We start from the raw sequence: 17,907 nt of genomic DNA, 5'->3' as shown, positions 1-17,907 counted from the left end.
GGCACGAATGGCGTCAGGTCTGTGGTGCAATGTGTCGAACTCAAGCCCGAGAAGATGCGGGGGACAGACCATCGTGACTCCTGAGGAGATCGAGAGTGCCGTCACGGCCGACATGCCGAGGGCCGTCGACGAGCTGAGCCGGCTGGTGGCCATCCCGTCGATCGCCTTCCCCGGTCACCCGGCCGAGGCGGTGCACGCCGCCGCGGCCATGACCGAGGAACTGCTGCGCGGCACGGGGCTGCCGCACGTCCGGCAGATCCCCGTGGAGGGCAGCTTCCCCGCCGTGTTCGCGGAGGCGCCCGCCCCGCCCGGGGCGCCCACCGTCCTGCTGTACGCGCACTACGACGTCCAGCCCCCCGGCGACCTCGCCCTGTGGCGCACGCCGCCCTTCGAGCCCACCGTGATCGACGGGCAGCTCTTCGGCCGCGGCGCCGCCGACGACAAGTCGGGCCTCATGTGCCACCTGCTCGCGCTGCGCGCCTTCCGCGGGCGCTTCCCCGTGGGCGTCAAGGTCCTCATCGAGGGCCAGGAGGAGTACGCCGGGGAGCGGCTGGAGGCGTTCGTCGAGGCGAACCCCGAGCTGGTCCGCGCCGACGCGATCATCGTGGCCGACACCGGCAACCCCAAGGTCGGCGAGGCGTCCGTGACGACCTCCCTGCGCGGCATGGCCGCGTTCACGATCGAGGTGCGGACGCTGGAGCAGAACCTGCACAGCGGCACGTTCGGCGGCGCCGCCCCCGACTCGCTCGCCGCGCTGATCCGCATGCTCGCCTCGCTGCACGACGAGAACGGCGACGTGCGCGTGCCCGGACTGCCCCGGGGGATCTTCCTGGGCAGCGGGCCCTCTGAGGAGGAGCTGCGCGCGACCGCCGGCGTGCTCGACGGCGTGTCGCTGGTCGGCTCGGGCACGCCCGCCGACCGCCTGTGGTCCTCGTACGCGATCACCGTCACCGGGCTGGACGTGCCCACGGTGTCCGGCGCGGTGAACGCCGTCCAGGCCTCCGCGCGGGCCCGCATAACGCTGCGCGTGCCGCCGGGCGGCGACCCCGGCACGGCGAGCGCCGACGTGGTCGAGCACCTGCGCCGGGCCGCGCCCTGGGGGGTGCGGGTCTCGGTCACCGACCACGTGCAGGGCTCGGGGTTCCTCGCCGACTCCGGCGGCAGCGCCCGGGCGGCGCTCGACCGGGCGATGAAGCGGTCGTTCGGCCACGCGCCGCGCGACATCGGCGGGGGCGGGTCCATCCCGCTGGTGGCCACGCTGGTCAAGCAGTTCCCCGCCGCCGAGATCCTGCTGATCGGAGCCGAGGACGAGGGCGCCTCGATCCACGCCCCGAACGAACGGGTCGACCTGGAGGAGCTGCGTCGCGTGGCGACCGCCGAGGCCCTGTTCCTCGCCGACTACGGCACCGTCTGAGCCCTCCTGCGCGCGGAGAGGCGCCGCCCCGGGTCGGCGATCCGGGGCGGCGCCGCTCTTCCCCTGGACGGACGGCCCGCTCGTGGCGGGCCGCCCACCTTCGCGGACGGTCGTCAGACGTTGATCCTGCCCGCCCCCGCCCCGCCGGTCACGATCGACTTGACGCTCGACGCGCTGGCGCAGGAGTAGGAGTAGGGGATCGACGCGACGCTGCCGCCGGCCTGGCCGCCGCCCGAGTTCACGAAGTGGTTGTTACGCGCCACCAGCGTGCCCGGGCCCGAGGACGCCTCGCCGAGGTGGAACGGGTCGTCGGTGTTCTCGAAGTAGTTGCACTCGACCAGGACGCCCGCGCCCTCGGTTGAGGCCACGCCGTAGCCGCCGACGCCGCCGTAGTAGTTGTTGAACACGTGCACCGGGTTGCCGAAGCGCACGCGCGGGTGACGCTGGTTCGTGCCGTCGAACCAGTTGTTGTGGTAGGTCACCCGCAGGTGGCCGCGGTCCTCCGAGCCGTTGTCGTCGGAGTGGCCCAGCAGCATGGTCTTGTCGTGGTCGAAGACCCGGTTCCACGACACGGTGACGTAGTCGCTGGCGCGCTTGATGTCGATCGCGCCGTCGGAGCCGTTGCTGAGGGTGTTGTGGTCGATCCAGACCCGGGTGGAGTACTGGACGTTGATCGCGTCGTCGCCCCAGTTCCGGAAGGTCAGGTTCCGGATGATGACGTTGGACGCGCTGGCGACGTTGAGCCCGCAGCCGACGAGCGCGGCGCCGGAGTTGCCGATGATGCTCTTGTTCGAGCCCACCCGCAGCATGCCCGAGCACGAGATCGTGCCGGACACCCGGACCACCCGGGCGGTGGTCCCGGAGATCGCGCTGCTCAGCGCGGAGGAGCTGGTCACCGTGGTGGCCGCGGCGCTGCCGCCTCCGGTGGTGCCGCCGCCCTGGGTGGCCCAGCCGACCTGGCCCGCGGGGGCGGCGGCCTTGGCAGACACGGCCGCCGACGCGCTCACGGCTCCGGTCGCCGGCACCGCGCCGGCGGCGGCCACCAGGGCGAGCACGGCGCCCGCCTTCCTGCTCCTCGAGATCGTGTTCATGATGGGTCTCCTGGGGTTCGATGGAGGTTTCCGGAAGTCACCCGAGCCGAGGGCGTCCTCGTCTGCCGGGGGGTGGGGGCGGAGGCACACGTCTTCTGGCCGTGCCGCTCACGGTGGGGACTTCGAGACGGCGCGCGGTGTCTTCCCGGGTGGCGCCGATGCCCGCCAGGACCATGCCGGGGTGGTGGCCGGGGTGTTCGACGTCTCCGGGTGCCGCCGTGGGTGACGCGGTTTCCGCACGCGGGTGGAGCTCGCCGTCCGGCGGGCGGTCCGCTCGCGCGGGCCGCCCGCCTTGGCGGACGGTCGTCAGACGTTGATCCTGCCGGCACCCGCCTGGGCGCTCACGATCGACTTGACGCTCGACGGGGTGTCACAGGTGTAGGAGTAGGGGATCGAGGCGACGCTGCCGCCGGCCTGGCCGCCGCCCGAGTTCACGAAGTGGTTGTTGCGCGCCACCAGCGTGCCCGGGCCCGAGTCGCCCTCGCCGAGGTGGAACGGGTCCTCGGTGTTCTCGAAGTAGTTGCACTCGACCAGGACGCCCGCGCCCTCGGTGGAGGCGACGCCGTAGCCGGTCACGCCGGCGTAGTAGTTGTTGTAGACGTGCACCGGGTTGCCGAAGCGCACGCGCGGGTGACGCTGGCCGCTGCCGTCGAAGTAGTTGTGGTGGTAGGTCACGCGCAGGTGACCGACGTCCTCGGACGCGTTCCCGTCGTCGTGGCCCAGCAGCATGGTCTTGTCGTGGTCGAACACGTGGTTGTACGAGATGGTGACGTAGTCGCTCGACCGCTTGACGTCCACGGCGCCGTCGTAGCCGTTGCTGAGGGTGTTGTGGTCGATCCAGACCCGGGTGGAGTACTGGACGTTGATGGCGTCGTCGTTCCAGTTCCGGAAGGTCAGGTTCCGGATGATGACGTTGGACGCGTTGGCCACGTTGAGGCCGCAGCCGACGATCGCGGCACCGGAGTTGCCGATGATGCTCTTGTTCGAGCCCACCCGCAGCATGCCCGAGCAGGAGATGGTGCCGGAGACCCGGATCACCGCGGCGTTGGTGCCCGCCATCGCGGTGGTCAGCGCGGAGGAGCTGGTCACCGTCACCGGGGAGGCGTTGCCGCCGCCGTTGGTGCCGCCGCCCTGGGTGGCCCAGCCGACCAGGCCGTTGGCGTTGCCCGGCGGGTTTCCGGTCGGGGTCACCGTCGGCGTGACGGTGGGGTCGACGGTCGGCGTGCCGCCGCCGGTGGGTACGAGCCGCCACTGCTTGCTGGTCACCGAGTCGCAGGAGTTCTGCTGGATCAGCGCGCCGGCGCTCCGGGAGCTGTCCTTGACGTTGAGGCACTTGCCGCCGTTGGCGTTGACGACCCGGTAGTTCGACCCGCTCTCGGTGAGCGTCCAGCGCTGGGACGCGGCGCCGCTGCACGACTCCACCTGGACGGCCTTGCCCGCGGAGGTGCTGGCGTCACGGACGCCCGCGCACTTGCCGCTGCCGCCCGGGGTGAGCGTGACGCCGCCGCCCGAGGCGGTGAGGGTCCACCTCTGGTTGGCGCCACCGCTGCAGGCGGCCTGGACGAGTTGCGTGCCGTCCGAGGTGCCGGGTGTGTCGAGGCAGAGGTCGCTGTTGGCGTTGACCAGCGTGTAGGTGCCGGAGGTGGGGGCCGCGGCGGCGGAACCGGCGGCCACGACGACGCCGGTCAGGGCGACGCCGAGGGCAATCACCGCGGCTCCCGCCCCTGCCTGGAATCTTGTTCTTCTCACGTCGAGCTCCTCGCGCGTCGCGCAGAATCGGGCCATTCCGCAAGTCTGTTCATGTATGTGGATGACATACATGATTGCGAACGCCGTAAACGTAAGAAGAGTCCCAACGCGTGTCAACAACCGCACTCGACTTCTTGTTAGCGCGCCCATGACGCGCTCCCGTCACACCTTCCCTCACCTGCGCCGACGGTGAATCCCGTATGCTGACCGTGTTTCACAAGTGTGAACACCGTGAAACATTCACCGGTCGCCGGTGTTCGCCGCCGCGCCCGCGGATGGGGCGCCGTCGATCAGGCGGCGTTTCCGCCGCCGAGCAGGCGCTGGAGTTCGGCGGGCCCGGCGTTGCCGCCGCTGCACACCACGCCGATCCTGGCGCCGGCGAACTCCTCGCGCCTCTTGGTCAGCGCGGCCAGCGCCGCGGCGCCCGCCAGCTCGGCGAGCGTGTGCGCATCGGTCAGCAGCAGCCGCTGCGCCGCGGCGATCTCCTCGTCGGAGACGAGCATGAAGTCGTCCAGCAGCTCGCGCATGATCGCGCGCGGGACCGCGAAGGCGGAGCCCGTCGCCAGCCCCTCGGCGAGCGTGCCGACCGGCCGGCGGACCGGTTCCCCCGCGCGCCAGGAGTCGTGGGCGGCCGGCGCCCGCGCCGACTGGACGGCGATCACCCGGCACCGCGGGGCGAGCGCCCGGGCCGCCAGGCACGCCGCCGCGGCGCTCGTCCCCGCGCCGACCGGCACGAACAGGACGTCCAGATCGGGCCGCCGGGCGAACATCTCCAGGTACAGGGTGCCGACGCCCTCGATGAGGTCGGGCTCGTCGGCCGGGCTGACCAGGCGGTTGCGCCGGTCGGCGGCCAGCGCGGCCGCGTACTCGCCGGCCTCGACCACCGTGGCCCCCTTGAGCTCGACGGCGGCGCCGAGCGCCTCGACCGCCGCCACCTTCGCCGGGTTCGGGTTCTCCGGCATCACGACCGTGCAGGGGGCGCCGAAGATGCGGGCCGCGTACGCGATCGACTGGGCGTGGTTGCCGGTGGAGTAGGTGAGCACCCCGCGCCCCCGTTCCGCCTCGGACATCCGGGTCAGCAGGGTGATCCCTCCCCGCACCTTGAAGGCGCCGGTCGGCTGGATGTTCTCGTGCTTGACGTGCACCTCGGCACCCAGGCGCGCGTCGAGCACCGGGTAGGACCACATCGGGGTCGGCGGCAGGTGCGGGGCGATCAGGCGGGCCGCGTCGAGGATGCCGGTGATGTCGGGTGAAGTCGTCTGCATGGCTTCTACGCTGCGGGACCCTGACGCATAGGTCCAATGCCAAGTGCGGCGGTTTTCCATAGATATGGTTGATGCATGCTTGATGTGGTGCGGCTTCGCGTCCTGGAGGCCGTGGCGCGGCACGGCTCGGTCACGCTGGCGGCCAGGGAGCTGCACTACTCGCAGCCGTCGGTCAGCCATCACCTGGCCCGGCTGGAGGCCGAGACCGGCGCCAAGCTCGTCCAGCGGGTCGGGCGCGGCATCCGGCTCACCGACGCCGGGCGGCTGCTCGCCGACCGGGCGGCCGAGGTGATCGGGCGCCTGGATGCCGCGTCCGCCGAGCTGGCCGCCCACGTCGGCCTGCGCGCGGGCCGGGTGCGCCTGGCCGCGTTCCCCTCCGCCCTGGGCACCTTCGTGCCGGAGGCCGCCGTCCGCCTCGCCCGCCGGCACCCGGGCCTCGACCTCAGCCTCATCGAGGCCGAACCGCCCGAGGCCCTGGAGATGCTCCGCGCGGGCCTGGTGGACGCGGCCGTCGTCTTCGAGTACCCCGCGTCCGGCCCCCGCGCGGACGCGGACGTCCGCCCGACGCCGCTCTTCGACGACCCGACCTTCCTGGTCAGCCCTCTCGACCCCCTGCCCGGCGGCCCCGTGGCCTCGGCCGGGGACGGGGTGGCGTCGGCCGGGGGCGGCGTGGCCGCGTACGCGGGGTCGAAGTGGATCGCCGGCTGCGACCAGTGCCGCAGCCACCTGCTCGACCTGTGCGCCGAAGCCGGCTTCACCCCGGCCATCGCCTTCACGACCGACGACTACGTGGCCGTGCAGGCGATGGTCGCCGCGGGCCTCGGCGTAACCGTGCTCCCCCGCCTCGCCCTGGCGGCCCATCGCCACCCGGGCGTGCGCGTCACGCCGATCCCCACCGCCAGGCGCGTCCTCGCCGCCACCTACGGGGAACCCCCCGACCCGCCCGCCACCACCGCCCTGCTCCACGCCCTCACCGAGACCACCACCCCCGCCGACCCCTGACCGGCCGACGGGCGGGCTGTCGTCAGGCGTCAGCTTGCGTCATCCGCCGAGGGATCAGGGAGGGGAGTGCCGGTTTCGAGGAGGGACTTGAGGCTGGAGATGATCTGGGGCCAGCCCTGGCTGATGCCGTCCAAGAGGGTGCTGCCGGGGGCGAAGCCGTCGTGGACGACGGTGAGCTTGACGACCGGGCCCTGCTGTTCGAGGTCGAAGGTGACCTTGGAGCGGGGCTCCTCGTTCCACTTGGCGACGACGTCCTCGCTCAGGTCCCACGTCTTGGCGAACTCCGGCGTGAAGGTGTGCCAGGTGTAGGAGAGGCGGCGGTAGGGGTCGGACTCCAGGACGACCTGCTCGGGGTCGGCGACGCTGACCCCCCGCTCCTCCCAGACCATCGTGGACCCCGCCTTCCAGTCGGACTCGTGGCTCGCCCCCCAGTAGCGGCGCGTGAAGGCCGGATCGGTCAGCGCCTGCCAGAGCCGCTCGGGGGTGGTGGTGATGTAGGTCGTGTAGACGAACTCGGGGTTGCCCATGGGTTCCTGCTCCAATGCTCTCTTCAGGTCCGCGAGCGCGCGCACCCGTTCGCGGTCGAAACGGCCGATCCAGCGCTCGGCGATGGCGTTCACCGGCGCGGCGTTGAGGTGGTGCAGCTTCTCCCGGCCGCGCCACACCGTGGTCACGAGGTTGGCCGCCTCCAGCACCGCCAGGTGCTTGCTGACGGACTGCCGGGTCATCTCCAGCCCCGCGCACAGCTCGCGAAGGGTCTGGCCGTTGCGGAGGTTCAGACTGTCGAGCAGCCGGCGGCGGCTGGGGTCGGCCAGCGCCTTGAACACCTCGTCCATCAAGGAACTCCCCCCAACATGCAACCGTCCGGCTGCATGTTCAACTTAGGCAGCCGGACGGTTGCGTGTCAACCGAGGCGGGAACGGCGCGCGGCGGACGGGGGCCCACCGCGCACCGTTCCGGCCGGGATCAGCCGAGCATTCCCTCGATGAGGTCGGCGGCGCGTGTGGTGCCGCCCTCGGCTCGCGCCTCGGCGCGCAGCAGCGCCGAGCGACGGGCCACCTCCGGATCGGCGGTGAGCTCGATCAGGGTCTCCCGCAGGAGCGCGGCGGTGGCGTCCGCCGTGTCGAGGCGGCGCGCCACGCCCAGCTCGACCAGCCGGTCGGCGTTGGCGAACTGGTCGACGGCCTGCGGGACGGCAATCATGGGAACGCCGGTGAACAGCCCCTCGCTGCTGCCGCCCATCCCCGCGTGCGTCACGAAGGCGTCCGCCTGCTCCAGGATGGCGAGCTGCGGCACCCAGGGATGCACCTCGACGTTGGCGGGGACGACGCCGAGCTCCCCCGGGTCGGTGTGCCTGCCGATCTGCAGGACGACGTGCCAGCCCGGCAGGCCGCCGAAGGCCGCGAGGCACCGCCGGTAGAACTCCGGCTGCCGGGTGTACGCCGAGCCCAGGGAGATGAGCAGCACCTTCTCCGCGCCGGCCGGGCGGGTCCAGCCGCCCTGGTCGGCGCGCCTGCCGAAGCACGGCCCGACGAACGTCACCACCTCGGGGTCCACCCGGTCGGCGTGCGGCTGCATCGCCTTGGGGATCAGGGCCAGCGCCCGCGGGGGGCGGCCGTTGAAGGCGTCCACGTCGGTGGTGGTCGCCCCGCATCCGGCGAGCCACGCGGCGTACTTCGCCCGGAAGGCGCCGGCGCCGGGCAGCCGCCACAGGTGCGCCGCGACCTCCTGTTCGTAGCCCTCCCAGGCCACGAAGGTCGGCGACAGCTGCACGGCGGGACGTCCCTGCGCCTCGGCGAGGGCACGGACGGCGTAAGCCCCGATGTCGTACATGTACAGGTCGGCGGGGTCGTCGTCGTACACGGCCCGCATCTGCGGAAGCGCCCTGATGGCGTCGTCGAGGAACAGGTCCATCGCGGCGATGGGGTCGTCCGGCCAGTCGTGGTCGGCGACCGGCAGCCCCGACTCGCAGGCGACGAACTCGGCGCCGGTGGGGGTGATCAGGTCGGCGACGGCCGGGTCGTTGGCGTAGGTGACGCGGTGGCCGCGGGCCACCAGCTCGCGGATGACCTCAAGGCCGGGAAGGACGTGGCTGACGGCGGGAATGCCCGCCATCGCGACATGGGAACGTCGACGTGACATGGAAGATCACTCGTTTCAGAGTCTGCGGCGGAATGGACACCGCGACCCGGCACGCCGAAGACGCCGCGACGGCATGGCCGTCGCGGGGCGCGCGTGCGTCGGGCCGCTGAGCGGGGGCGGGATGCCGCCCTCGGCGGTGTCAGCCGTAGATCTGAAGCAGGTGCATGGCCGGGAGCCTAACCACACCGCCACTGCCGGGGCCACTCGATTTCCTCGGGGCCGTGGAGGCATGCGCCCGGCGGGCGGGCGTCCAGCGGCCAGCGGAGGGCGACGCCCGGCGGCGGACGGCCGGCGGCGGGCGGCCGGCGAGCGGGCGGCGGCAGGCGGCGAGCGGGCGGCGGCAGGCGGCGAGCGGGCGGCGGCAGGCGGCGCGGCGGGCGGCGGCAAATCCGATGGACGGGGTAAACCGGCCATTCATACCATCAGCGGCATGCCGACTCTCCCCACGCTCGCGGTGTTCTCCATCGCGACCCTGGCGCTGCTGCTCGTGCCGGGGCCGGCCGTCGTCTACATCGTCACGCGGAGCGTCGCGCAGGGGCGCACGGCGGGGATCATCTCGGTGGCGGGCATCCACGTCGGTTCGCTGGTCCACGTGGTCGCGGCGGCGCTGGGGCTGAGCGCGCTGCTCGCCGCCTCGGCCACGGCGTTCACGGTGGTGAAGTACGCGGGCGCGGCGTACCTGGTCTACCTGGGCGTGCGCAAGCTCATGACGCCCGGCGACGGCCTGGCCAAGGAGGTGGAGGCGGTCTCCCGCCAGCGCCTGTTCGGCGAGGGCTTCGTGGTGAACGTGCTCAACCCCAAGACCGCGATCTTCTTCCTGGCCTTCCTGCCCCAGTTCGTCGACCCGTCCCTCGGCCCGGTGGCCGCGCAGGTCGCGGTCCTGGGCCTGGTGTGGACCGTGCTGGGCATGGCGAGCGACGGCACGTACGCCGTGCTGTCGGCCGCCCTGGCCGCACGCCTGCGCCGCTCCCCGGTGGCCGCCCGCCGCGTGGACGTCGCCAGCGGCCTGGTCTACATAGGCCTGGGCACCGCCGCCGCGCTCGCCGGCGACGGCCCCCGGAAGTAGTCCGTCCCGGCCCGCGCGGACGCGTTCAGGCGGTCAGCCGCGCGGGCACGTCCGGGCGGTCAACCGCGCGGACGCGTTCAGGCGGACAACCGCGCGGACACGTCCGGGCGGTCAACCGCGCGGGCACGTTCAGGCGGTCAGCCGCGCGGGCGCGCCCGCCCTCCCGTCACGGGCGGGTGAACGAGCGCAGCAACCGGCCGATCTGCTCCTCGACGGCGGCGGGATCCAGCGCGCCGGGGGGCAGGACGTCGCCGAGGGCGTCCTGCATCAGGCGCCGCGTGGCGTTCTCGGCGTCGTCCTGCGCCCGCCGGACGGCGAGCAGCAGCTCGTCGGCGAGCGACTCGCTGTCCAGGCGCATGGCGCGCGGCGCGAGCGTGACCTCCCGCACCCGTCCCTCGGCCGTCGTGGTCACCTTGACCTGGCCGTCGCCCGCCTCCCCCACGCCGATGATCGCGTCGACCTCGTGCTGGCCGTCCTCGACCCAGGCCAGGATCTTCGCGGCCCGCTCCGCGTCCAGCTCAAGATCACCGTCGCGCCAGTGGGCGGGGTTGGGGTCGAAGCCGTTCACCGGCTCTCCTCTCGTCCATGTGCGGTCCCGCGTCGTCACGGGCACTCGGCGCGCCCGAGCGGCGCGCTCAGCCGATCTCGCGCTCGACCTGCTCGATCCGGCGGCGCACGAAGGTCTCGTCCAAGGGCTCGTCCAGCGCCGCGACGCCGGCGCGCGCGCCGTCCACTATCTCCTGGGCACCCCGCCCGGCGGCCTCCTGGGCCGCCTGGATGGCCTTCGTCGCCTCCCTGCCCAGCTCGGCCGGGTCGAGGCGCATGACACGCGGGTTCAGCGTGATCGCCGTGAGTCGTCCGGTGCCGTCGGCCACCGCCTTGACCATGCCGCCGGCGCCCTCTCCCTCGCCGGTGACCTGGCGGACCCTGGCGTGCGCGTCCGCGAGGCCGCGCAACGCCTCCTCGGTCTGACGGAGCACCCGTTCGAGGTGGTCCAGGTCATCTCCGCGCAGGTCATCTGACCACGGGCCCGGCGACGGCGACACGCGCTCTCCTTCGGTGACCGCTGGTGGCAACATCGAGATCGTCACGATACTGACGACCAGCGGAGTCATCGCCTGAATCCAGGAAAAGTCTCCACATTGCATGAAATATGTGCTGATCGAGGACGATCATTGGCTAGCGTACGGCCCATGCATGGGGGATTCGAGATGACCCATGGGTCGCTGGAGGCGTCCGCCTCGCACCTGCGGGTCCACGGGGAAGAGTACTCGGCGGCGCTGGAACGCCTGCGGCAGCGCGGCGGCGGCGCGGCCTCCTGGGGCGACGACGGCCTGATGAGCTATCTGGCCTCCGCCTACACGCAGGCCACCGCCACGGCGCTGGACGCGTACACGCTGGTCGGCGACGTCATCGGCTCCACCGGGAACGCGATGAGCACCGCGAGCCGTCGGGTGTCGCTCGTCGAGGACGACACGACGCGCGGCGTGGCGGGCCTGACGGAAGGCCAGGGCGGCACATGGGCGTGACCCTGCCCGCCTGGGCCGACGGCATCCTCGGCCTGGCGGGCGTGCCCTGGCCGAACATCGACGAGGACGAGATGCGCAAGGACGCGCACGCGTGGCGCACCCTCGCGGCCGGCTCCGCCCCGGCCGCCGAGGGCGCGGACCGCACCGTCCGCCAGACGTCCTCGACCTACATGGGCGCGTCCGCGACCGCGCTGGCCGGCCACTGGGAGAAAACCGGCGGCACCGGGCACCTGGAGCAGGCCGCCCGCGCCGCCAGGGTCGCGCCCGTGGTGCTCGACGGGGCGGCCTACGTGGTCACCGGCACCAAGGTCGCGGTGATCACGCAGGCGTCGGTCACCGCGGTGCGGCTCGCGACCTCCATGCTCGCCGGCGGGCCGCTCGCCCTCGGGACCGCCACGGCCACCGTCCTGGCCGGCCGGTACGCGATGAACAAGATCCTGCGCGAGGCCGGCGAGGGGGGCGCCCGCGTCCTGGCCCCCGGCCTGACCCGGCGCGTCACCGAGCCGCTGGCCGCGATCCTCAGGAACGCCCGCGGCCCGGGCGGCGGGGGCCCGGTGCTCGCCGGGGCGGGCGGGCCGCGGGTGCCGATGGCCGGGGGCGGCTTCAGGCAGTCCGGCAATTCGCTGCGTGACCAGATCATGCACATGGGCAGGAAGGACAAGAACAAGGGCGAGCTCAGCCAGAGCGGCAGGAAACCGCACCGGACCGGGGGCAGCAAGTCCACGAGCGACAAGCACCAGGGCGCGGCCTCGCACGGCGGTAGGAAGAAATGGTGGAACCCGAACAAGCGCAAGGACGGGAAGTAGCAGTGATGAGCAGCGACGACGTCCTCAGCCGCGCCGACCGCCTGGCCGCCATGGGCCTGGGCGAGGAGGCCGCCGGGCTGTACGAGCAGGCCGTGCGGGACGGGGTACCCGGGGCGGGGGTCAAGTACGGCGCGATGCTCTTCGACGCCGGTGACATCCGCGCGGCCGAGCGGACCCTGCGCGCGGCCCTGGCCGCCGGGGACTCCGACGCCTACGACTGGCTCGCCGACGTGCTGCTCGCCGACGACCGCGCCACCGAGGCCGCCGAGCTCATGGAGCGGGCCGCCGCGCAGGGGTCCGCGTCGGCCGCCCTGCGGGTCGCCGCCATCTGGTCCGAGGCCGTGGACGACCGCGAGCGGGCCGAGCGCTGGTACGCCGAGGCCGTCCGCCGGGGCGCGCCCGGCGCGCTCAACGACTACGGCTCCTTCCTCACCGAGGACGCCTCGCGCCTGGCCGAGGCCGAGCGGGTGCTGCGCGAGGCCGCGGCGCAGGGGGACGCCCTGGCCTACAGCAACCTCGGCGGCCTGGAACTCGACCGCGGTGACACCGAGGCGGCCGTCACCTGGCTGCGCCAGGCGGTGGAGGCCGACACCTCCGCGCGCTCGACGGCGCTGGTGAAGCTCGCGCTCGCCGAGGAGCAGCGCGGCGACCTCGACACCGCCCGCGCCTACCTCGACCGCGCCGTCGCCGCCGGGACCCCCGACGCCCTGGTGCACCGGGCCCAGTTCCTCGCCGACCACGCAGGCCCGCAGGCCCGCGAGGCCGCAGAGGCCGACTTCCGCGCGGCCGTCGAGAACGAGGACGAGGGCGCCCTGTACTACTACGCCGAGTTCCTCGCCGACGGCGACCGCCTGGACGAGGCCGCCGAGTACTACCGGCGCGCCATCGACGACGGCTCCGACGCCGCCTACGAGGACCTCGCCCTCATCGAGCAGGAGCGGGGAAACCTGGAGGCCGCCGAGGACCTCCTGATGGAGAGCATCGACGCCGGCTGGCTGAGCGCCGTCTTCTCCTACGCCCAGCTCCTGCGCGAGACCGGCCGCGCCGCCGAGATCGAAGCCCTACTTCCCCGGGCAGAGACCCTGGGCGCCAGCAGAGAACAACTGCAGATCCTCCGCGACCTCCCCCACGAGGACGCCTGACCGCCGTAGGGTTCGCTTTCGTGATCGAGCGTGAGATGTCCGACAGTGTCAAGGCGGAGTTCACGGTGCTGGACGACCGGTTCCGCAGGTGTAACGGCGATCAGTTGATGCGGCGCCTGCGCACCGGGTGCCGCTGGACCGAGGGGCCGGCCTACTTTCCGGCCGGTCGCTACCTCGTCTTCAGCGACATCCCGAACGAGCGGGTGCTGCGGTGGGACGAGACGACGGGCGCCGTCGGGGTCTTCCGGCAGCCGTCGCGTTACGCCAACGGGCACACCGTCGACCGCGCGGGCCGCCTGATCAGCTGCGAGCAGGGCCACCGCCGGGTCACCCGCACCGAGCACGACGGGTCGCTCACCGTCGTGGCCGACCGGGTGGACGGCAAGCGGTTCAACAGCCCCAACGACGTGGTGGAGCACTCCGACGGGTCCATCTGGTTCACCGACCCCGACTACGGCATCACCAGCGACTACGAGGGCAACCGGGGCGACAGCGAGACCGGCGGCTGCCACGTCTACCGCGTCGACCCGGTCACCGGCAGGGCGGCCGTCGTCGCCGACGACTTCGGCCGCCCCAACGGCCTGGCCTTCTCCGCCGACGAGCGTCATCTGTACGTCGTCGACACCCCCGCCAAGCACGTCCGCCGCTTCGACGTCGGCGAGGACGGCGCCCTGTCGGGCGGGGAGGTCTTCGGCACCTGCGACGCCGGGGTCTTCGACGGCGTCCGCCTGGACGACGCCGGCCGCCTGTGGGCCGCCGCCCACGACGGCCTGCACTGCTTCGACCCCGACGGCACGCTGATCGGCAAGCTGCTCGTCCCCGAGGTCGTCTCCAACTTCACGTTCGGCGGCCCCAAGCGCAACGAGCTTTTCATCACCGCCAGCAGCTCCCTGTACTCCATCAGGGTCAACTTCGCCGCCGCCCCCCGCCCCCGCTGACGCCCGCTCCCGGGTGCCACGACGCTCTCAGGCCAGGGTGTTCTTGATGGCGGTGGACAGTGGGGTCGCCGGGCGGCCGAGCAGGGTCGCCAGGTCGTCGCCCTCGATCTCCAGGGCGCCGTTGGACGCCGCCCGGTGGCTGTCGGCGTAGACCTTGGCGCCCTCCACCGGGATGCCCGCGCCGACCAGCATCTCGATGTACTTCTCCTCGCTCAGGTCGGTGTAGGTCACCTCGCGGCCCGACTGGCGGGAGATCTCGGCCGCCAGCTCGGCCAGGGTGAACGACTCGCCGCCCAGCTCGTACACCTGCTTGGGGTCGTCCAGGAGAAGCGCCGCCGCGGCGGCCTCGGCGTAGTCCACGCGGGGCGCGGCGCTGATCCTGCCCTCACCGGCCGCGCCGAAGATGCCGTGCTCCAGCGCGTCGGCCACGTCGTAGTTCTCGAGGTACCAGCCGTTGCGCAGGAAGACCGCCGGCACCCCCGAGTCGAGCAGCATCTTCTCCGTCGCCCGGTGCTCGGCGACCAGCCGCATGTCGGAGGTGTCGGCCTTCGGCGCGCTGGTGTAGACCACCCGCCCGACGCCGGCGGCCTTGGCCGCCTCGACCACGTTGCGGTGCTGCGGGACTCGCCGGCCGACTTCGCTGCCGGAGACGAAGAGCACCTTGTCGGCGCCGGTGAAGGCGGCGCGCACGCTCTCGGGATCGTCGTACGAGGCGCGCCGGGACGGGACGTCGAGGCGGGCGAGCTTGTTCAGGTCGCGGCCGGTGGCCAGGATCTGGTCGGCGGGCACTCCGCGATCCAGCAGCGACTCGACGACGGCCCGGCCCAGATGTCCGGTGGCTCCGGTGACGACGATGGTCATGTCAGACTCCCTCAGGTGGGGCGATGCTTGCGCTCATGGCCAACGGGCCAGGTCGAGCATCACTTCCCGAAAGAGAGTGGGCACCTTGAAGTGCCGTACACACTTCGGGGATAGTGTCCTGGTGACGGTAGACGTGTACGCGAAAGACTGCCCGAGCCGCCGGGTGCTCGACCGGATCGGCGACACCTGGAGCGTTCTCGTCCTGCTGACGCTGACGGACGGCCCGCGGCGTTACTCGGAGCTGCAGACCAAGATCAGTGACATCAGCCCGAAGATGCTGACCCAGACCCTGCGCGGGCTTGAGCGCGACGGCCTGGTGACGCGTACGGTCTATCCGGTCGTGCCGCCGCGGGTCGAGTACGAGCTCACCAGGCTCGGGTTGAGCCTGCACGACCTGCTGGAGTCGTTGCAGAGCTGGGCCGAGACGAACAGCGACGACGTGCTGGCCGCCCAGGCGGCCTACGACCGGCGCGCTCAGTCGGGGGTCGCGGGGCAGCGGAACGACAGGTAGCGCAAGGCCCGTCACCCCGGGTCGGCGCCCGCGGCAGGCCAAACGCTCCTGGTCGTCGCGCTGTACGGACAGGCCGGGGGCGGCCGTCGCTCCGGCTAGCCCGGCTGGGCAGGGCGGTGGTTGTCGTTTCGACGGGACGCCTTCACCGCCAGCACGTAGGGGATGGGGTGTTCGCGCGGCTCGTACACCCGGTCGATGCTCAGCCCGGCGTCGATGAAGGCGTTGATCAGGTCGGGTAGCGGCACCTGGCTCATTCCCACCCGGTCGCGGACCCCGCCGGGGCGCCACCACGGCGCGCGGTCGTGCCAGCCCTTGATGCGGTAGGTGGGGTGGATGACCATCGCCCCGTCCTCCCGCGGCTCGATGTGCGGGCCGTTGAAGCAGGGATGCACGCCGTAGAACAGCAGCGAGCCGCCCGGAAGCAGCACGCGCGCCGCCTCCCTCAGCAGCCCGGCGAAGTCGCCGACGTCGGTGGAGACCCACAGCGCGGCGACGGTGCCGAAGGTGCCCGCGGCGAACGGAAGCGTCGTCGCGTCGCCTTGGAGGAGCGGGGCGCGATCCCGGCGGCGGGCGAGACGCAGCTGGTCGGCCGCCCGGTCCAGCCCCACGACGGTCCGGCCGGTCGACCGGAGGGCGTCGAGGTAGAGACCGGTGCCACAGCCGACGTCCAGGCACAGGCCCTTCCCGGGGCCGAGGAGCTGGACTATCGCGTCGACGTTGTCGGCGGCGCTGGTCCCGATGTAGTCGTCGTACCACTCGGCATGGCCCTCATAGCGCGCGGTCATGACTCATCCATACAACGCCGGGCGCCCGTTCGCGGCCCCTCCTCCCAACTCGCGGCCGGCCGGCAGCGCTCGCCACGGAGAAGAACCCAGCCGGATGGCCGGGTCGGGGAGCGGCTGCGGATCATCGCCGCCCCCGTCGACGTGGACGCGTTCGCCCGGATCGACCTGGACGCCCTTCCTGTCGTACGAGGTGGCCGGGGTCTTCTCGTCCCACCTCGGCGTCCCCGCCGGCTCCGGCACCCCCGAGCGGACCGGAGAATACGTCGCCTGGCTCGGCGGCTTCTGGGCGGTCGACGACCCCACCTCAGCCACTACTTCGCCTGAGCCCGCCTGAATGCCCTTTTCCGCTTCGAGGATGGGGCCCGCCGAGCCGGCACCGTGAACACCGACCGGCGTGGAACCCGCCCGCCAACAATCGAGGTCAACGCACTAGCCGACCGTGCCCGATTTGATCGCACCTAGACAGGCGACCCATGCGGCACGCTCGCACCTCAGCACAGGGCCGTCCGTGATTTTCGAATCGCGGACGGCGACCATGCCGCCAGGGAGATCCGCGATCTCGACGCAGTTCCCGTTTCCGCCGCTGTACGTACTCGTGCGCCACATGGCGCTGGGCGAATCCGTGTGAGACATCCCGCGCCTCCTCCCTGCTGGCTCGCTCACGCGAGCGCATCTGCCGCTTGCGCCAGCATATCGGCCGATTCCTTCGGACTCAGTGCCATCGCACGCAGGTAGTCGAACACCGATGCGTATCTCCGCACGTCTTCGGCTTCCTCTAGGTAGAGGGCGCTCGCCATGTTCTCCAAGTAGACGACGTCGAGGTCGCTGGACGCGGGAAACCCCACGATGTTGAACGACCCCGTCAGCGCGGGGTGCGCTCCCGCGCGGTAGGGCAGGACTTGGACGACCACGTTCGGCCGATGTTCCGAAAGCCGTCCGAGCTGCTCGGCCGTGGTCTTGTCCGTCCCTACGAGCTGCCGGAGGACTCCCTCGCCGAGGACTACGCCCGACGGAAGGCGGAGCCGATGAGTGTGCTGAAGTTCTTCACCGGGACACCGGCGAGGATCCAACGAGTACGGGCGCTGGCGGACGATGCGGCCGAGCGTGTCTGGGAGGTGGCTCGGTGAGGACGGCGGGGCTGCTCGGGGCGGCCGACGTGCCCGGTAGGGCCAGCTCGGTGGGGGTGGCGCGGGAGTACGTGCGGTCGCTGCTGCACGCGGCGGGGCGGGGGGACGCCGACGAGGTCGCGCTGCTGGTGAGCGAACTCATCGGCAACTCGGTACGGCACTCCGATTCCGGACGTGGGGATCAGGGGATCGTGCGGCTCGTGGTCGCGGACACGGTTCGCGGGCTGCGCGTCGAAGTGATCGATGAGGGCTCCCCGAACGGCATCCCCCAGATTCCCGCACAGGTGGACCCTCTCAGTGAGAGCGGCCGTGGGCTATGGCTGGTGCGGGAGATGTCCTCGGCGTGGGGATGGACGGAGAACGAGTCGGGGCTGGTCGTGTGGTTCGAGATGGCGCGCTGACGGCCTGGACCCGGCGACCGAGCCTCACCCCCATCCTCCACCTGCGAAGCAGGTCCGTAGCCGGCCGACGAGAGGCGC

General features: G+C 72.3%; 21 protein-coding genes. 10 read left to right on the top strand and 11 right to left on the bottom strand.

From position 1 onward, the window contains the following. The first annotated feature begins 73 nt into the window (after positions 1-73). Entirely contained in the window at positions 74-1,414 is a 1,341-nt protein-coding gene (locus PYR91_RS21145; RefSeq protein WP_279782032.1) for a M20/M25/M40 family metallo-hydrolase, read from the top strand. A gap of 113 nt (positions 1,415-1,527) precedes the next feature. On the opposite strand, the gene PYR91_RS21140 is transcribed toward PYR91_RS21145, so the two are convergent. The 3 genes from PYR91_RS21140 to PYR91_RS21130 all read right to left on the bottom strand — a co-directional run bounded on the left by PYR91_RS21140 (position 1,528) and on the right by PYR91_RS21130 (position 5,519). Continuing rightward, positions 1,528-2,505, bottom strand: a complete 978-nt coding sequence (locus PYR91_RS21140) for a right-handed parallel beta-helix repeat-containing protein (protein ID WP_279782029.1) — start codon at positions 2,503-2,505, stop codon at positions 1,528-1,530. A gap of 306 nt (positions 2,506-2,811) precedes the next feature. Beyond that, positions 2,812-4,254: an RICIN domain-containing protein gene (locus tag PYR91_RS21135; protein ID WP_279782027.1), complete on the bottom strand. Its 1,443-nt coding sequence runs from the start codon at positions 4,252-4,254 to the stop codon at positions 2,812-2,814. 290 nt (positions 4,255-4,544) lie between these two features. Further along, positions 4,545-5,519, bottom strand: a complete 975-nt coding sequence (locus tag PYR91_RS21130; RefSeq protein ID WP_279782025.1) for a pyridoxal-phosphate dependent enzyme — start codon at positions 5,517-5,519, stop codon at positions 4,545-4,547. A 75-nt stretch (positions 5,520-5,594) separates the two neighbouring features. On the opposite strand from PYR91_RS21130, the gene PYR91_RS21125 reads away from it, so the two are divergent. Further along, complete coding sequence (locus PYR91_RS21125; protein WP_279782023.1) at positions 5,595-6,521, top strand: LysR family transcriptional regulator; 927 nt, start codon at positions 5,595-5,597, stop codon at positions 6,519-6,521. Between the two features lie 29 nt (positions 6,522-6,550). On the opposite strand, the gene PYR91_RS21120 is transcribed toward PYR91_RS21125, so the two are convergent. Together PYR91_RS21120 and PYR91_RS21115 are read right to left on the bottom strand one after the other, a co-directional pair. After that, positions 6,551-7,357, bottom strand: coding sequence for a metalloregulator ArsR/SmtB family transcription factor (locus PYR91_RS21120; RefSeq protein ID WP_279782021.1), 807 nt, complete (start codon positions 7,355-7,357; stop codon positions 6,551-6,553). A gap of 130 nt (positions 7,358-7,487) precedes the next feature. Further along, the gene (locus PYR91_RS21115) at positions 7,488-8,636 is read right to left on the bottom strand and encodes a macrolide family glycosyltransferase (RefSeq protein ID WP_279782019.1); all 1,149 of its coding nucleotides are present in this window, start codon (positions 8,634-8,636) and stop codon (positions 7,488-7,490) included. Positions 8,637-9,093: 457 nt separating this feature from the next. On the opposite strand from PYR91_RS21115, the gene PYR91_RS21110 reads away from it, so the two are divergent. Then, a complete protein-coding gene (locus PYR91_RS21110; protein WP_279782017.1) occupies positions 9,094-9,729 on the top strand; it encodes a LysE family translocator in 636 nt (211 codons plus the stop codon). 166 nt (positions 9,730-9,895) lie between these two features. On the opposite strand, the gene PYR91_RS21105 is transcribed toward PYR91_RS21110, so the two are convergent. Both PYR91_RS21105 and PYR91_RS21100 read right to left on the bottom strand, forming a co-directional pair. Further along, positions 9,896-10,297, bottom strand: a complete 402-nt coding sequence (locus PYR91_RS21105; RefSeq protein ID WP_279782015.1) for a YbaB/EbfC family nucleoid-associated protein — start codon at positions 10,295-10,297, stop codon at positions 9,896-9,898. Positions 10,298-10,364: 67 nt separating this feature from the next. After that, positions 10,365-10,775 carry a YbaB/EbfC family nucleoid-associated protein gene (locus PYR91_RS21100; protein ID WP_279782013.1) on the bottom strand — a complete coding sequence of 137 codons (411 nt, stop codon included), beginning with the start codon at positions 10,773-10,775 and terminating at the stop codon, positions 10,365-10,367. A 147-nt stretch (positions 10,776-10,922) separates the two neighbouring features. Between PYR91_RS21100 and PYR91_RS21095 the strand changes: the two genes are divergently transcribed. The 4 genes from PYR91_RS21095 to PYR91_RS21080 are packed head-to-tail and all read left to right on the top strand — an operon-like array spanning position 10,923 to position 14,144. Then, positions 10,923-11,258 carry a hypothetical protein gene (locus PYR91_RS21095; protein WP_279782011.1) on the top strand — a complete coding sequence of 112 codons (336 nt, stop codon included), beginning with the start codon at positions 10,923-10,925 and terminating at the stop codon, positions 11,256-11,258. Further along, positions 11,249-12,064: a hypothetical protein gene (locus PYR91_RS21090; protein WP_279782009.1), complete on the top strand. Its 816-nt coding sequence runs from the start codon at positions 11,249-11,251 to the stop codon at positions 12,062-12,064. The genes PYR91_RS21095 and PYR91_RS21090 overlap by 10 nt, the downstream gene beginning before the upstream one ends. Positions 12,065-12,069: 5 nt before the next feature. Next, the gene (locus tag PYR91_RS21085) at positions 12,070-13,206 is read left to right on the top strand and encodes a tetratricopeptide repeat protein (protein WP_279782007.1); all 1,137 of its coding nucleotides are present in this window, start codon (positions 12,070-12,072) and stop codon (positions 13,204-13,206) included. A 20-nt stretch (positions 13,207-13,226) separates the two neighbouring features. Further along, positions 13,227-14,144: an SMP-30/gluconolactonase/LRE family protein gene (locus PYR91_RS21080; RefSeq protein ID WP_279782006.1), complete on the top strand. Its 918-nt coding sequence runs from the start codon at positions 13,227-13,229 to the stop codon at positions 14,142-14,144. A gap of 27 nt (positions 14,145-14,171) precedes the next feature. Here the strand turns inward: PYR91_RS21080 and PYR91_RS21075 are convergent, their stop codons facing one another. Next, positions 14,172-15,005, bottom strand: a complete 834-nt coding sequence (locus PYR91_RS21075) for an SDR family oxidoreductase (RefSeq protein WP_279782004.1) — start codon at positions 15,003-15,005, stop codon at positions 14,172-14,174. 121 nt (positions 15,006-15,126) lie between these two features. Here PYR91_RS21075 and PYR91_RS21070 point away from each other — a divergent pair, with 121 nt between their 5' ends. Next, positions 15,127-15,516 (top strand): helix-turn-helix domain-containing protein, encoded by a 390-nt coding sequence (locus tag PYR91_RS21070; protein ID WP_279782003.1) that lies wholly within the window; start codon positions 15,127-15,129, stop codon positions 15,514-15,516. Between the two features lie 95 nt (positions 15,517-15,611). On the opposite strand, the gene PYR91_RS21065 is transcribed toward PYR91_RS21070, so the two are convergent. Continuing rightward, positions 15,612-16,301 (bottom strand): class I SAM-dependent methyltransferase, encoded by a 690-nt coding sequence (locus tag PYR91_RS21065; RefSeq protein WP_279782001.1) that lies wholly within the window; start codon positions 16,299-16,301, stop codon positions 15,612-15,614. Positions 16,302-16,395: 94 nt separating this feature from the next. Between PYR91_RS21065 and PYR91_RS21060 the strand changes: the two genes are divergently transcribed. Next, complete coding sequence (locus PYR91_RS21060) at positions 16,396-16,635, top strand: hypothetical protein (RefSeq protein ID WP_279781999.1); 240 nt, start codon at positions 16,396-16,398, stop codon at positions 16,633-16,635. A gap of 95 nt (positions 16,636-16,730) precedes the next feature. On the opposite strand, the gene PYR91_RS21055 is transcribed toward PYR91_RS21060, so the two are convergent. After that, a complete protein-coding gene (locus PYR91_RS21055) occupies positions 16,731-16,907 on the bottom strand; it encodes a DUF397 domain-containing protein (protein WP_347943384.1) in 177 nt (58 codons plus the stop codon). Positions 16,908-16,960: 53 nt separating this feature from the next. Beyond that, on the bottom strand, positions 16,961-17,371 hold the full coding sequence (locus PYR91_RS21050) for a DUF5753 domain-containing protein (protein WP_279781995.1): 411 nt from the start codon (positions 17,369-17,371) through the stop codon (positions 16,961-16,963). A 53-nt stretch (positions 17,372-17,424) separates the two neighbouring features. Between PYR91_RS21050 and PYR91_RS21045 the strand changes: the two genes are divergently transcribed. Continuing rightward, positions 17,425-17,829, top strand: coding sequence for an ATP-binding protein (locus PYR91_RS21045; protein ID WP_279781993.1), 405 nt, complete (start codon positions 17,425-17,427; stop codon positions 17,827-17,829). Positions 17,830-17,907: the final 78 nt, after the last annotated feature.

This window comes from Sphaerisporangium sp. TRM90804 (assembly GCF_029846175.1).
Classification (GTDB): domain Bacteria; phylum Actinomycetota; class Actinomycetes; order Streptosporangiales; family Streptosporangiaceae; genus Sphaerisporangium.
The sequence above is the reverse complement of the archived record's forward strand: the minus strand, read 5'-3'. Positions and strand labels throughout refer to the sequence as shown.